Here is a 14,212-nt window from a genome sequence, read left to right as displayed (position 1 = left end):
CCAAACCACCCGCCGGTGCGCATACGGTGAACACCGCGTACCCGGCAACCACCACGCAAGGAGATGTGCCCCCGTGGCCGAGCTGTTCTACGAAGACGACGCCGACCTGTCCATCATCCAGGGCCGCAAGGTCGCGGTCATCGGCTACGGCAGCCAGGGCCACGCCCACGCGCTGTCGCTGCGCGACTCCGGCGCCGACGTCCGGGTCGGCCTGAAGCCGGAGTCCAAGTCCCGTGCCAAGGCGGAGGAGGCCGGCCTGCGCGTCGTCACCCCGGCCGAGGCCGCGGCCGAGGCCGACGTCATCATGATCCTGGTGCCGGACCCGATCCAGGCCGACGTCTACGAGGCCGACATCGCCCCGCACCTGAAGTCCGGCGACGCCCTGTTCTTCGGCCACGGCCTGAACATCCGCTTCGGCTTCATCAAGCCCCCGGCGGACGTCGACGTCTGCATGGTCGCCCCGAAGGGCCCGGGCCACCTGGTCCGCCGCCAGTACGAGGAGGGCCGCGGCGTCCCCGCGATCGTCGCGGTCGAGCAGGACGCCTCGGGCAACGCCTTCGCCCTGGCGCTGTCGTACGCCAAGGGCCTGGGCGCCACCAAGGCCGGCGTCATCAAGACCACCTTCACCGAGGAGACCGAGACCGACCTGTTCGGTGAGCAGGCCGTCCTCTGCGGTGGCACCGCCGCCCTGGTGAAGGCCGGGTTCGAGACCCTGGTCGAGGCCGGCTACCAGCCGGAGATCGCCTACTTCGAGTGCCTGCACGAGCTGAAGCTCATCGTCGACCTGATGTACGAGGGCGGCCTGGAGAAGATGCGCTGGTCGGTCTCCGAGACCGCCGAGTGGGGCGACTACGTCACCGGCCCGCGGATCATCACCGACGCCACCAAGGCCGAGATGAAGAAGGTCCTCGCCGAGATCCAGGACGGCACCTTCGCCAACACCTGGATCGCCGAGTACAAGGCGGGTCTGCCCAAGTACAACGAGTACAAGAAGGCCGACGAGGACCACCTGCTGGAGACCACCGGCAAGAAGCTGCGCTCGCTGATGAGCTGGGTCAACGAGAAGGCCTGACCCCCTTCAGGGCCGGTTCCGGCCCCGATTCTGTAACCCCGTTGTACAAGTAGGCTGCTCTCGTCCGAGTGATTTCGCCGGACGGGAGCAGCCCGCCATCCAGCCCGTCGATACACTCCGAGTGCGCGTCAGGCCCACAGCGTCGTGCGTCTACCTACGCGGCATGCCACCTTTCCCCGCCCTCCACGCCACCCACGTGCTCGGGGGAACCGGACAGTTAAGGACCACTGTCGTGAGCAAATCCGTAGTTCTGATCGCCGAAGAGCTCTCGCCCGCCACCGTCGACGCCCTCGGCCCCGACTTCGAGATCCGCCACTGCAACGGCGCGGACCGCACCGAGCTGCTCACCGCGATCGCCGACGTCGACGCGATCCTGATCCGCTCCGCCACCAAGGTCGACGCCGAGGCGCTGACCGCCGCCCGCAAGCTCAAGGTCGTCGCCCGGGCCGGCGTCGGCCTGGACAACGTGGACGTCTCCGCCGCCACCAAGGCCGGCGTGATGGTCGTCAACGCGCCGACCTCCAACATCGTCACCGCCGCCGAGCTCGCCTGCGGCCTGCTGATCTCCGTCGCCCGCAACATCGCGCCGGCCAACGCCGCGCTCAAGCAGGGCGAGTGGAAGCGCAACAAGTACACCGGCGTCGAGCTGAGCGAGAAGATCCTCGGCGTCGTCGGCCTCGGCCGGATCGGCGTCCTGGTCGCCCAGCGGATGTCCGCGTTCGGGATGAAGATCGTCGCGTACGACCCCTACATCCAGGCCGCCCGCGCCGCGCAGATGGGCGTCAAGCTGGTCTCGCTGGAGGAGCTGCTGGAGGTCTCGGACTTCATCACCGTCCACCTCCCCAAGACCCCGGAGACCATCGGCCTGATCGGCGACGACGCGCTGCACAAGGTCAAGCCGACCGTCCGCATCGTGAACGCCGCCCGCGGCGGCATCGTGGACGAGGAGGCGCTGGCGGACGCGCTGCGCGACGGCCGGGTGGCCGGCGCCGGTCTGGACGTGTACGCCAAGGAGCCGTGCACCGACTCCCCGCTGTTCGCCTTCGACAACGTGGTCGCCACCCCGCACCTGGGCGCCTCCACCGACGAGGCGCAGGAGAAGGCCGGCATCGCCGTCGCCAGGTCGGTGCGCCTCGCGCTGGCCGGCGAGCTGGTGCCGGACGCGGTGAACGTCCAGGGCGGCGTGATCGCCGAGGACGTCCGGCCGGGCCTGCCGCTGGCCGAGAAGCTCGGCCGGATCTTCACCGCGCTGGCCGGCGAGGTGGCTGTCCGCCTCGACGTCGAGGTCCGCGGCGAGATCACCCAGCACGACGTCAAGGTGCTCGAACTGTCCGCGCTGAAGGGCGTGTTCGAGGACGTGGTGGCGGAGACGGTGTCCTACGTCAACGCCCCGCTGTTCGCCCAGGAGCGCGGTGTCGAGGTCCGCCTGACCACCTCCAGCGAGAGCCCCGAGCACCGCAACGTGATCACCGTTCGCGGCACGCTCGCGGGCGGCGAGGAGATCGCCATCTCCGGCACGCTGGCCGGCCCCAAGCAGACCCAGAAGATCGTCGGCGTGGACGCCTTCGACGTGGACGTGGCGCTCACCGACCACATGGCCTTCTTCAAGTACGAGGACCGCCCCGGCGTGGTCGGCGTGCTCGGCCGCCACCTCGGCGACGCGGGCATCAACATCGCCGGCATGCAGGTCGCCCGCGACGGCGGCAGCGCGCTGGCCTCCATCACCGTGGACACCGAGATCCCGCAGGAGGTGCTGTCGGCCATCGCCGCCGAGATCGGCGCCCACTTCGCGCGCTCGGTCGACCTGGGCTGATCCACCGGCTCCGGCGGGGCCCGGACCACCGTTCGAACGGTGGTCCGGGCCCCGCTGCGTCCTCCCGGGTGACACCCGTCTCAGATAGTAGGAAATCCAAGTATTCGTGCAGACACGGCCGGGGCGCGGCCTTACCGTGGAAGGGCCATACGGTGTGCCGCCCCTGTAGCCAGGGCGTGCGGCCCGTGTAGGCGTGCGCCTTCACGAGCAGGCGATCCCTGCTCCCGCGCTCCCTTCCCCCTCTTCGCGCCCGCCTCCCGCGGCGCCGCTTCCAAGGAGCCCGGTATGTCGCCGACCGCCGACCGTCACGCCACGTCCGCCCCCGCCGCCACCCCCGTCCGCGCCCCGCGCCGCCGGCGGGCCGCCGAGCGGAACCCCTTCGCGGCGGCCGCGCTGCAGCGCTCGCTGGACCGCCGGGACAACGGCGGAGTGACCGGCCACCACTGAGGTCCGGCGGAGCGGCCGGCAGTGGCGTTCATCCGCCGAATGGGCCGTACGGGTCGTCAGAACGTCACCCAGTAGAGTGCAACCCCGGTCCGTCCGAGGGAAGTTGCTCGTCCCCGGTGGCGCGATCATCCTAATTTGGGGTCCTCGGAGGGGTGATCGACGTTCGCGTGGGCGGGCGTCAGCGACACGGAGTGCGGATCAGTCCCCCTGCCGGGGGAGAGGGCCCAGTGCGTCTGCCATCCGTCCGCCGACCCGCCGCCCGGATCGGCCTCACCCTGGCCCTGCTGGCCGGAAGCGCCGTCCTCGCCGCCACCCCGGCGGCGGGCGGTCCACCGACCGCGGGGCCGCCTTCCGCCGGACCGCCGGGGCCGGGCCGAACGGCCTCCGTGCTGCTCGAACTCACCACCGAGGCGGCCGGCTCCGCCTGGCGGCGCGCCGCCGACGGCGCCCGGCGGGCCCAGCGCTCCCCGGAGGCCGTCCGCCGGGAGGCCGCGCGGGCCGGCGCGGACCAGCGCGCCCGGGCCGGGGACGCGCTCGACCGGCTGGCCGGCGCCGTCCACCGGGCGGCACCCGCCGCCCGCGAGCTCTACCGCACCCGCACCGTGCTGACCGGCCTCGCGGTCAGCGCGCCCGCCGACCGGCTGCCCGCGCTGCGGGCGCTGCCGGGCGTCCGCGCCGTCCACCCGATCGTCGCCAAGCGGCGCGACAACGCCCACTCCGTCCCGCTGACCGGCGCCCCCCAGGTCTGGGCCGGCGACCGGGTGGCCGGCACCGGGCAGGGCATGCGGATCGGGATCGTCGACAGCGGCATCGACTACACCCACGCCGACTTCGGCGGCCCCGGCACCGAGGAGGCCTTCCGCTCGGTGGAGCGCGGCAAGCCCGCGCCGCCCGCGCTGTTCCCCAACGCCAAGGTCGTCGGCGGCAGGGACCTGGTCGGCGACGACTACGACCCCGACCCGGCCTCCCCGCACCACCAGCCGGTGCCGCACCCCAGCGACAACCCGATCGACTGCGTGCGCAACGGGCACGGCACCCACGTGGCCGGCACCGCCGCCGGGTACGGCGTCACCGCCGACGGCCGCGCCTACACCGGTCCGTACGGGCCCGGGCTCGACCCGGCCGGCTTCCGGATCGGCCCCGGCACCGCTCCCGGCGCACAGCTGTACGCGATCCGGGTGTTCGGCTGCGACGGCTCCACCGACCGGGTCGCCGAGGCGCTCGACCTGGCGGCCGACCCGAACGGGGACGGCGACCTGAGCGACCGGCTGGACGTCGTCAACCTCTCGCTCGGCAGCCACTTCGGCAGCACCGACGACACCGACGCCCTGGCCGTCGACCGGCTCGCCGAACTGGGCACCGTCGTGGTCGCGGCGGCCGGCAACGACGGCGACGTGTACGGCATCGGCGGCAGCCCCGGCACCGCCGCCCGGGCGATCACCGTCGCCGCCTCGGTGCACGGCCACGCCGACGTGGACGGCGTCACCGTGCTCGCCCCCGCCGCCCGGGCCGGGGTCGTCCCGGCGCACTGGAGCGAGCGCTACCGGGGCTGGTCCACCGCCGACGTCAGCGGTGAACTCGCCCTGCCCGTCGACCAGTCGGACGGCTGCGCGGACTTCGGCGAGGCCGACCGGCAGCGACTGAAGGGGAAGATCGCGCTGCTCACCTGGCGCACCCGCGAAGCCGACCGGGCCTGCAACTCCGGCCCGCGCGCCGACCACGCCGCCGACGCGGGCGCGATCGGGGCGCTGTACGCCGCCGACTCCGACCACCTCGCCGAGATCTCCGGCAACGACCGGATCCCGGCCGCGCTGCTGGCCCGCGCCGACGGCGAACGGCTGCGCCAGGCCGCGGCCGCCGGGCCGGTACGGGTCAGGCTCGCCGCGCCCGGCAACACCCTGCACGCCTCCGTCGCCCAGGACCAGCCGGAGCGGGTCGACACCCTGACCGACTTCACCTCGCGCGGCATCGGCGTCCCGGGCGTGGTCAAGCCCGACCTGGCGGCCCCCGGCGAGAGCATCCGGTCCGCCCTGGTCGGCAGCGGCACCGGCGGCCGGCGCGAGAGCGGCACCTCGATGGCGACCCCGCACGTGGCCGGGCTCGCCGCCCTGGTCCGTGCCGCGCACCCGGACTGGCCGGTCGAGCAGGTCAAGGCCGCACTGATGAACACCACCGTGGACACCTTCCTCGGCGACGACCGCAGCGGGCCGACCTACGGACCCGAGCGCACCGGGGCCGGGCGGGTCCGGGTGGACGGGGCGGTCCGCACCCCCGCCGTCGCCTACGCGGCGGGGGAGGGCGCCGTGGCGGGCGCCGTCGGGGTCTCCTTCGGGCCGGTCGAGGTGGCCGGGCCGACGGCTCGGACCCGGGAGATCGAGGTGCGCAACACCTCCGGCGCGCCGCTCGCCTACCGCACCTCGTACGCGGCGGCCACCCGGCTGCCCGGCGCCTCCTACCAGGTGACGCCGGCCCGGGTGGACGTCCCGGCGGGCGGCACCGCGCGGGTGCGGGTGACGCTGTCCGTGCCCGGGGAGCTGGGGCGCGCGCCCGACCCGACCATCGACACCGTGCAGGGCGACCACGCCCGCAGCTACCGGGGCGAGCTCTCCGGGCGGGTGCTGCTCACCCCGGTCGGGGACGGCACGCTGCCGCAGCTGCGGATCCCGGTGCTGGCCGCCCCGCGCCCGACCGGCGACCTCGCGGCGACGGCCGCCGTGCGCACCGCTGCGAGCGGCGCCACCCTGGTCGCCCTCGGCGGCCGCGCCGCGCCCGGCGAACAGCCGGGGCTGGTCAGCGCCTTCGCGCTCGGCGGCGAGGGGGCCCGCTGGCCGGACTGCCCGCCCGGCGGCAGCGACGCGGCCGTCGCGCCGGGCGCGGGCGTGCGGCCCGAACTCGTCGGGGCGCAGGCGGACCCGGCGGACGAGATCTGCGTCGAGCACCCCGGTGAGCGCTCCGCCGACCTGCGTGCGGCCGGTGCCGCCGTCGACGACGGACTGCTGTACGTGGGAGCGTGGTTGTGGGCGCCCGCGGCCACCCCGGTGGGGCTGTACGGGGTGCGGGTGGCGCTGGACACCGACGGGGACGGCAGCACCGACGTCGTCCTCAAGGCCGACCGGCTGTCCGGCAGCGACGTTCTGGTCTCCCGCGCGCTGGACGCCCGCACCGGGGCCGAGCTGGACGTCCAGCCGCTCAACGCCCACTGGGGCGACACCGACACCGCGCTGCTGGACAGCGACGTGCTGGTGCTGCCCGTCCGGCTGAGCGCCCTGCCCGGCGTCGCGCCCGGGCACAGCACCGTCCGCTACGGCGTGTGGACCGGCTACACCGGGGGCGGCACGCCGGACGTCGCCGAGGCCTTCTCGGCCATCGGGCTGAACGGCACCACCCCGTCCGTCCCGCTGGACGTCCTGCGGCCGGCGCTCACCGCGCGGGCCGGCCTCGACGGTCCGGCCGCGGTGGCGGCCCCGACGGGCCCCGGCGCCGTCCTCGACGTGCGGCGGGCCCCGGGCGACGCCTCGCGGCTCCTGCTGCTGTACCACCGGAACCCGGCCGAGCGGCGGGCCCAGGTGGTCGACCTGCCCTGACCCCCGGGCGGAAGGGGCGGCCCCCCCGGGACTCCGGCGGGCCGCCCCGTCAGGTACGAACGTTCAGGCCTCGGAGCTTCGGGCCGCCCGGCGGCGGTCGCCGCGCGGGGGGCGGGTCGGGCGGCGGGAGAGCCGGGCGAAGACGGCCACCAGGGCCAGGACGGCGGCGGTGGCGGAGGTGACGGTGAGGCCCTCGGTGAGGCCGGGCGGGCGGAACGCGCAGGCCACCCGGGAGGCGCCCCCGCCCAGCGGGACACCGATCATGCCGAGCACCGGGACGGGGGCCGCGTACCGGCCGCCGTCCACCGCGCAGGTCCAGCCGTCGGTGGCCGGCACGGAGAGCAGCGCGGTGCCGGTGGACCCGGCCGGGAGCGTCGCCGTCAGTGTGTGCCCGCCGGCCTCCACCCGGGTGGCGCCGGTCGCGGTGAGCCGGGCGACGGCGGCCTCCAGGGCGCCGGCCCGCAGACAGCCGACCGGGCGGGCGGGGACCTGGCTCACCACGTCCGACCGCAGCGTCACCCGGACCACCCCGTCCGCCGGGACGGTCCCCAGCCGGTGGATCGGCACGGCGGTGGTGGGCTGCTCGCCGTCGCTGCGGTACTCGGTGCCGAGGCCGCTGACCGTGCCCCGGTACCACAGCCCGTGGAAGTAGGCCGTCCCGCCCGGCGTGCAGGCGGCCGTGAACACCGTGCCCTCCGCGCCGCCCGGCACCGACCAGCCGCTGGTGCCGTGCAGCGTGGGCACCGCCCCGCCCGCCGGGACCGGCAGCGGGGCGTCGTACACCTGGCTGCCCAGCAGCGACTCCTGCCGGGCCCAGACCGAGGAGGTCTCCGTCCGGGCGCCCGGGGGCAGCACGGTGACCAGCGGCGGCGCGGCGACCGCCCGGACGGGCGCGAAGCCGTCCGGCGGGGGTCCGTCGTCGAGGTGGGTGCGGACGCCGAACAGCGCCTGCCCGACCGGGTCGGTGACGCTCGCGGTCTGCCGCCCGCCGGCCGTCCAGCCCGCGCCGAGGTCGTGCAGCAGCAGGGCGGTGACGGTCGGCAGGTAGCCGCTGAAGTAGCCGCCGCCCTGGCCGTTCAGCAGCAGCGGGTCGTTCGGGGTGAACGCGTGCGGGCCCGGGTCGCTGCGGCCGCGCGGCCAGTCGGCGGCCGCGCGCAGCGCCGCGTGCCCTGCCCGGACGGCCGCCGGGGAGACGCCGGCGGAGGGGGCCGCGCCCAGCGCCGCGTACCCGGACCAGACGGCGTTGCCCAGCACCGCGCCGCCGATCACCCAGGTGGCGAGGGCGTTCGCCCGCCGGTCGGCGTGCCGGCGGTCCAGCAGCCACAGCGCCGCCGACAGGACGGCGCCGCCGACGGCCAGCAGCACCCAGGTGGCAGGGCGCACCGAGTGCCGGCCCGCCGCCAGGCCCGCGATCACCGCCACCACGGCGGCGCCGCCCAGCACGGTCAGCCGGTCCGGGCGGTGCGCCAGCGAGACCCAGCCGGCCAGCACCAGCAGCCCGCTGAGCACGAAGGCCACCCGGTACGGCCCGCCGGCCGGGATCGCCAGGCCGTGCCAGACCAGCACGGTCGGGGTCCAGAGGAAGCCGGCCACCACCAGCAGCAGCGCCGCGCACCACAGGGCGCGCTCCCGGGGCCGTACCCGCCGGTTGAACGGCAGCCCGCAGACCACCAGCAGCCCGAAGACGCCGATCGCCACGTTCGGCAACTGCGGCCCGCCGTGGGTGGCGGGCAGCAGCCGGGCGAGGTGGCCGCCGACGCCGGACGGCCCGAGCGGCTGGACCGGGGACTCCGGCTGGGCCCGGCGGGCGGCCAGCACCGCGACGAACAGCACGGGGGAGGCGAGCAGCACCCCGGCGGCGGCCATGGTGACGGCCCGGCCGGTGGCCCGGACCCGCCGGCGCAGCGGGAGCGGGGCGGCGAACAGCCGGACGGCGAACAGGAGTCCGGCCGCCAGGGTGGCCAGCGCGGCGGTGTACAGGTTGCCGGCCCAGGCGAGCGCGACGCACAGCGTGCCGGCCACCCAGTGCCGCTCGCGCAGGCACCAGTCGGCGGCCAGGCCGAGCAGCGGCAGCGACACCAGGCCCCAGAGCCACATCGGGGCGGCCGCGCCGACGTCCAGCACCCAGGCGCACAGCCCGTACCCGACGGCGGCGAGCGCCCGCAGCCGGCGCGGGCCGGGGTGGAGGCGGCCGAGCAGCCGGGTCATCAGGGCGGTGCCGAGGCCGATGGTGGCCAGGGTGACCAGCAGGACGGCGAGCCGGCCCTGGTCGCGGGGGAGGAGCGCGGCGGGCCAGGAGAAGGGGTTCATCAGGTAGGCGAAGAAGTCCGCCAGGAACGGGGTGCCGTAGCCGCTGTTCCAGTTGAGCAGCAGGTCCCCGGCGGCCTGTCCGTGCAGCAGGTCCCACAGGTGGGCGTGGTAGGGCACGGCCACCGCATCGGCCCCGGCCGGCCACCCCCCGCGCAGCGCCGCCGCCAGCCCGTACCCGCCCGTCGCCAGCCCGGCGGCACCCCCGCAGACCAGCACCTCCCGCCGCCGCTCGCCCGTCCGCATCCCGCCACCCTAAGCAGGCCACCAGCGCCCTTCACGTCACACGCGCGCGCTCGTCCACGTCCATGAACCCGATCCCTCCTCGCACGGCCGCGTGATCGCGGGGATCCACCACAGGCAGTCGAAGGCCGACCAGTCGTTCGAGGTCGAGGTCGACCTGACCTGCCGTCCGAATGGTGGACGTGAGGTGTCAGTACCTGGGACGGCGGAGTAGGGTCCGAGCATGTCTCGCACCATTCGTCTCGCAGTAGTCCCCGGTGACGGCATCGGCCAGGAAGTGGTGGCCGAAGGCCTCAAGGTCCTGGGTGCCGCGCTTCCCGCCGACGTGAAGCTGGAGACCACCGAGTACGACCTCGGGGCCCGGCGCTACCACCGGACCGGGGAGACGCTGCCGGACGACGTGCTGGCGGAGCTGAAGTCGCACGACGCGATCCTGCTGGGTGCCATCGGTGACCCGAGCGTGCCGTCGGGCGTGCTGGAGCGGGGGCTGCTGCTCAAGCTGCGGTTCGCCTTCGACCACCACATCAACCTGCGTCCGGGCCGGCTCTTCCCCGGGGTGAAGGGTCCGCTGGCCGGTCAGCCGGAGATCGACTTCGTGGTCGTCCGCGAGGGCACCGAGGGCCCGTACGTCGGCAACGGCGGCACGCTGCGCACCGGGACGCCGCAGGAGGTGGCCACCGAGGTCAGCCTGAACACCGCGTACGGCATCGAGCGCGTGGTGCGCGACGCCTACCGCCGGGCGCAGGCGCGGCCGCGCAAGAAGCTCACCCTGGTGCACAAGAACAACGTGCTGGTGCACGCCGGGCACCTGTGGACGCGGATCTTCGCCGAGGTCGGCCAGGAGTTCCCCGAGGTCACCACCGACTACCTGCACGTCGACGCCGCGACCATCTTCTTCGTCACCCAGCCGGAGCGGTTCGACGTCATCGTCACCGACAACCTCTTCGGCGACATCCTGACCGACCTGGCCGCCGCCGTCACGGGCGGGATCGGCCTGGCCGCGAGCGGCAACATCAACCCGAGCGGCGAGTTCCCGTCCATGTTCGAGCCGGTGCACGGCTCGGCGCCGGACATCGCCGGCCAGGGCAAGGCCGACCCGACCGCCACGGTGCTGTCGGTCGCGATGCTGCTGGAGCACCTCGGCTTCGCCGCCGAGGCCGCCAGGGTCGAGGCCGCCGTCGCGGCTGACCTGGCCGAGCGCTCCGGCACCCGCAGCACCTCCCAGGTCGGCGACGCGCTCGCCGCCCGAGTATCCGGCTGAGGGGCCGGATCCCGAAGCGGAACTCCGGCCTGCGGGCCGGACCGCGCATAACCGCAGCTCGCGGCCCCGGAAATGGGGCGGACAGCTGTTCGGCACGGCCCTCTGGATGCGAGTATCGACAGTGGGCCGTGCCGTTGTGCGTTCATTCCGGTGGATTCCACCGAAACGCATCCGCGGCGGTGGCGGCCCTTACCAACCCACGGTGAAGGAAACAGCCATGAGCACGGCCACCCAGGCGCCCATCACGTTCGACCTCAAGCCCTCCGCCCACCCGCTGCCGGCAGCGGAGCGCGAGGCCCGGCTGACCAACCCCGGCTTCGGCCGGGTCTTCACCGACCACATGGTCACCATCCGGTGGACCGAGGGCGTGGGCTGGCACGACGCCCAGCTGGCCCCGTACGCGCCGCTGGAGATCGACCCGGCGAACATGACCCTGCACTACGGCCAGGCGATCTTCGAGGGCCTGAAGGCCTACCGCCAGGCCGACGGCTCCATCGCCACCTTCCGCCCGGAGGCCAACGCCGCCCGCTTCCAGGCCTCGGCCCGCCGCCTCGCGATGCCGGAGCTGCCGGTGGAGACCTTCGTCGAGGCCGTCGAGCTGCTGGTCCGCCAGGAGCAGGACTGGGTGCCGAACGAGCCGGAGCAGAGCCTCTACCTGCGCCCGTTCATGTTCGCCACCGAGGTCGGCCTGGGCGTCCGCCCGGCCGACTCCTACCTCTTCATGATCATCGCCTCGCCGGCCGGCGCCTACTTCCAGGGCGGCATCAAGCCGGTCTCGGTCTGGCTGTCCAAGGAGTACGTCCGGGCCGCCCCCGGCGGCACCGGCGCCGCCAAGTGCGCGGGCAACTACGCCGCCTCGCTGGTCGCCCAGGCCCAGGCCGCCGAGAAGGGCTGCGACCAGGTGGTCTGGCTCGACGCCGCCGAGCACCGGTGGGTCGAGGAGATGGGCGGCATGAACCTGTACTTCGTCTTCGGCGAGGGCAAGGACGCGAAGATCGTCACCCCGGAGCTGTCCGGCGCCCTGCTGCCCGGCATCACCCGCGACTCGCTGCTGCAGCTGGCCGCCGACCTCGGCTACGCGGTCGAGGAGCGCCGGATCTCCACCGACGAGTGGCAGCAGGCCAACGCCGACGGCACCCTCACCGAGGTCTTCGCCTGCGGCACCGCCGCCGTCATCACCCCGGTCGGCTCGGTGAAGTCCGCCGCCGCCGACTGGACCGTCGGCGCCGGCGAGCCCGGCCCGGTCACCATGGAGCTGCGCAAGGCGCTGCTGTCGATCCAGGGCGGCCAGACCCCGGACACCCACCGGTGGCTGCACAAGATCGTCTGATCACGCGCACCCCGCCGGTCCGCCCGCCCGGCCCGTCCGGCCCCGCCCGTTTCGCATCGCGAGACGGGCGGGCCGGATCCCGGGCAGCTGTGCCAGACTGCGGGCGTGTCCTCGCTTTCGCTGATTATTGGCAGCAGGCGCGCCGGTCCGCAGTGACCGCTTCCCGCACGACCCGATGCGGAGCGACCACGAGCGTCCAGACCCGCGCGCAGACCTCTCGCACCCGCGAGGGGTCTTTTTGCTTCTCCCGGACCGGCCGACGGCCCCCACAAGGGGCCCGGGGACACCGGGACCGCGCGCGGGATCATGGACAGTGGAGCCGGGACGGAAAAGTCCGGCAGAGCAGTACCAGCCTCCCCGAAACGGAGAACCAGGGGTCATGACCGAGGTCACCCGTACCGATGACAGTTTCCACGTGTTCGACACCACGCTGCGCGACGGAGCGCAGCGCGAGGGCATCAACCTGACGGTGGCGGACAAGCTGGCCATCGCCCGGCACCTGGACGAGTTCGGGGTCGGCTTCATCGAGGGCGGCTGGCCCGGAGCCAACCCGCGCGACACCGAGTTCTTCGCCCGCGCCGCCGCCGAACTGGAGCTGGAGCACGCCCGGCTGGTCGCCTTCGGCGCCACCCGCCGGGCCGGCGGCAAGGCCGCGGAGGACCCGCAGCTGGCCGCGCTGGTCACCTCGGGCGCCCCGGTGATCACCCTGGTCGCCAAGGCGCACGACCGGCACGTGGAGCTCGCGCTGCGCACCACCCTGGACGAGAACCTGGAGATGGTCCGGGACAGCGTCGAGTTCCTGCGCTCCCAGGACCGGCGGGTGTTCATCGACTGCGAGCACTTCTTCGACGGCTACAAGGCCAACCCCGAGTACGCCGTGTCGGTGGTCCGCACCGCGCACGAGGCCGGCGCGGACGTGGTGGTGCTCTGCGACACCAACGGCGGGATGCTGCCCGGCGGGGTCCGGGAGATCGTCGCCGACGTGCTCGCCAGGACGGGCGCCCGGCTCGGCATCCACGCCCAGGACGACACCGGCTGCGCGGTGGCCAACACCCTGGCCGCGGTGGACGCCGGGGCGACCCACGTCCAGTGCACCGCCAACGGCTACGGCGAGCGGGTCGGCAACGCCAACCTGTTCCCGGTGGTCGGCGCGCTGGAGATCAAGTACGACCGCCGGGTGCTGCCCGCGGGCCGGCTGGCCGAGATGACCAGGATCTCGCACGCGATCGCCGAGCTGGTCAACCTGACCCCCTCCACCCACCAGCCGTACGTCGGCTACTCGGCCTTCGCCCACAAGGCGGGCCTGCACGCCTCCGCGATCAAGGTCGACCCGGACCTGTACCAGCACATCGACCCCGAGCGGGTCGGCAACACCATGCGGATGCTGGTGTCCGACATGGCCGGCCGGGCCTCCGTCGAGCTCAAGGGCAAGGAGCTCGGCTACGACCTCTCCAGCGACCGGGACCTCGCCGGCCGGGTGGTGGCCAAGGTCAAGGAGCAGGAGAACCTCGGCTACACCTACGAGTCCGCCGACGCCTCCTTCGAGCTGCTGCTGCGCGACGAGGTGCGCGGCAGTCGGGACCGCTTCTACACCCTGGAGTCCTGGCGGACCATCAGCGAGCAGGGCCCGAACGGGTTCACCGGCAACGAGGCAACGGTCAAGCTGTGGGCCAAGGGCGAGCGCCGGATCGCCACCGGCGAGGGCAACGGCCCGGTCAACGCGCTGGACCAGGCGCTGCGTACGGCCCTGGAGGGCATCTACCCGCCGCTGGCCGGCTTCGAGCTGGTGGACTACAAGGTCCGCATCCTGGAGGGCCAGCACGGCACCGGCTCCAAGACCCGGGTGCTGATCGAGTCCACCGACGGCGCCGCCACCTGGTCGACGGTGGGCGTGGCCGACAACGTGGTCGCCGCCTCCTGGCTGGCGCTGGAGGACGCGTACACCTACGGCCTCATCCGGGCCGGCCTGGAGCCCACCGAATAGCCGGCCCGAACACACCCGTGGCCCGCGGGACTTCGCAGGAAGTCCCGCGGGCCACCGGCATGGCCGAGCACCGCCGGTTCAGCGGAGTCGGGCGAGGAGGGCGTGTTCGACGAGGGTGATGAGGGCGCTCTTGGCGCTGTCGCGGCGTCGGGCGTCGAGGGTGATGACGGG

The 14,212-nt window shown here is 74.3% G+C and carries 8 protein-coding genes and 1 pseudogene; 7 read left to right on the top strand and 2 right to left on the bottom strand.

Annotated features, from left to right (window positions below; translation table 11 throughout):
• Nucleotides 1–73: 73 nt before the first annotated feature.
• The 4 genes from ilvC to ACWDBB_RS33245 all read left to right on the top strand — a co-directional run bounded on the left by ilvC (nt 74) and on the right by ACWDBB_RS33245 (nt 6,916).
• Complete coding sequence (gene ilvC / locus ACWDBB_RS33260) at nt 74–1,072, top strand: ketol-acid reductoisomerase (RefSeq protein ID WP_449793135.1); 999 nt, start codon at nt 74–76, stop codon at nt 1,070–1,072.
• Between the two features lie 232 nt (nt 1,073–1,304).
• Nucleotides 1,305–2,885, top strand: a complete 1,581-nt coding sequence (gene serA, locus ACWDBB_RS33255) for a phosphoglycerate dehydrogenase (protein ID WP_449793134.1) — start codon at nt 1,305–1,307, stop codon at nt 2,883–2,885.
• Between the two features lie 285 nt (nt 2,886–3,170).
• A complete protein-coding gene (locus ACWDBB_RS33250) occupies nt 3,171–3,332 on the top strand; it encodes a hypothetical protein (protein ID WP_363382932.1) in 162 nt (53 codons plus the stop codon).
• 227 nt (nt 3,333–3,559) lie between these two features.
• Entirely contained in the window at nt 3,560–6,916 is a 3,357-nt protein-coding gene (locus ACWDBB_RS33245; RefSeq protein ID WP_449793133.1) for a S8 family serine peptidase, read from the top strand.
• Between the two features lie 63 nt (nt 6,917–6,979).
• Here the strand turns inward: ACWDBB_RS33245 and ACWDBB_RS33240 are convergent, their stop codons facing one another.
• Nucleotides 6,980–9,469, bottom strand: coding sequence for a YfhO family protein (locus ACWDBB_RS33240; RefSeq protein WP_449793132.1), 2,490 nt, complete (start codon nt 9,467–9,469; stop codon nt 6,980–6,982).
• A gap of 220 nt (nt 9,470–9,689) precedes the next feature.
• On the opposite strand from ACWDBB_RS33240, the gene ACWDBB_RS33235 reads away from it, so the two are divergent.
• The 3 genes from ACWDBB_RS33235 to cimA all read left to right on the top strand — a co-directional run bounded on the left by ACWDBB_RS33235 (nt 9,690) and on the right by cimA (nt 14,041).
• Nucleotides 9,690–10,727: a 3-isopropylmalate dehydrogenase gene (locus tag ACWDBB_RS33235; RefSeq protein WP_449793131.1), complete on the top strand. Its 1,038-nt coding sequence runs from the start codon at nt 9,690–9,692 to the stop codon at nt 10,725–10,727.
• A 217-nt stretch (nt 10,728–10,944) separates the two neighbouring features.
• Nucleotides 10,945–12,057, top strand: a complete 1,113-nt coding sequence (locus ACWDBB_RS33230; RefSeq protein WP_449793130.1) for a branched-chain amino acid aminotransferase — start codon at nt 10,945–10,947, stop codon at nt 12,055–12,057.
• A 379-nt stretch (nt 12,058–12,436) separates the two neighbouring features.
• Nucleotides 12,437–14,041: a citramalate synthase gene (gene cimA / locus ACWDBB_RS33225; protein ID WP_449793129.1), complete on the top strand. Its 1,605-nt coding sequence runs from the start codon at nt 12,437–12,439 to the stop codon at nt 14,039–14,041.
• Between the two features lie 78 nt (nt 14,042–14,119).
• Here the strand turns inward: cimA and ACWDBB_RS33220 are convergent.
• Nucleotides 14,120–14,212 (bottom strand): annotated as a pseudogene (locus tag ACWDBB_RS33220) (ATP-binding protein); the annotation flags it as partial.

This window comes from Kitasatospora sp. NPDC001095, assembly GCF_053598615.1.
This window is presented reverse-complemented; position numbering and strand designations above follow the sequence as displayed.

Excerpts from the sequence above, each read along its gene's own strand:
- ACWDBB_RS33240 (WP_449793132.1), bottom strand. The coding sequence starts at position 9,469 with ATGCGGACGGGCGAGCGGCGGCGGGAGGTGCTGGTCTGCGGGGGTGCC.
- ACWDBB_RS33235 (WP_449793131.1), top strand. The coding sequence starts at position 9,690 with ATGTCTCGCACCATTCGTCTCGCAGTAGTCCCCGGTGACGGCATCGGC.
- cimA (WP_449793129.1), top strand. The coding sequence starts at position 12,437 with ATGACCGAGGTCACCCGTACCGATGACAGTTTCCACGTGTTCGACACC.
- ACWDBB_RS33250 (WP_363382932.1), top strand. The coding sequence starts at position 3,171 with ATGTCGCCGACCGCCGACCGTCACGCCACGTCCGCCCCCGCCGCCACC.
- ACWDBB_RS33230 (WP_449793130.1), top strand. The coding sequence starts at position 10,945 with ATGAGCACGGCCACCCAGGCGCCCATCACGTTCGACCTCAAGCCCTCC.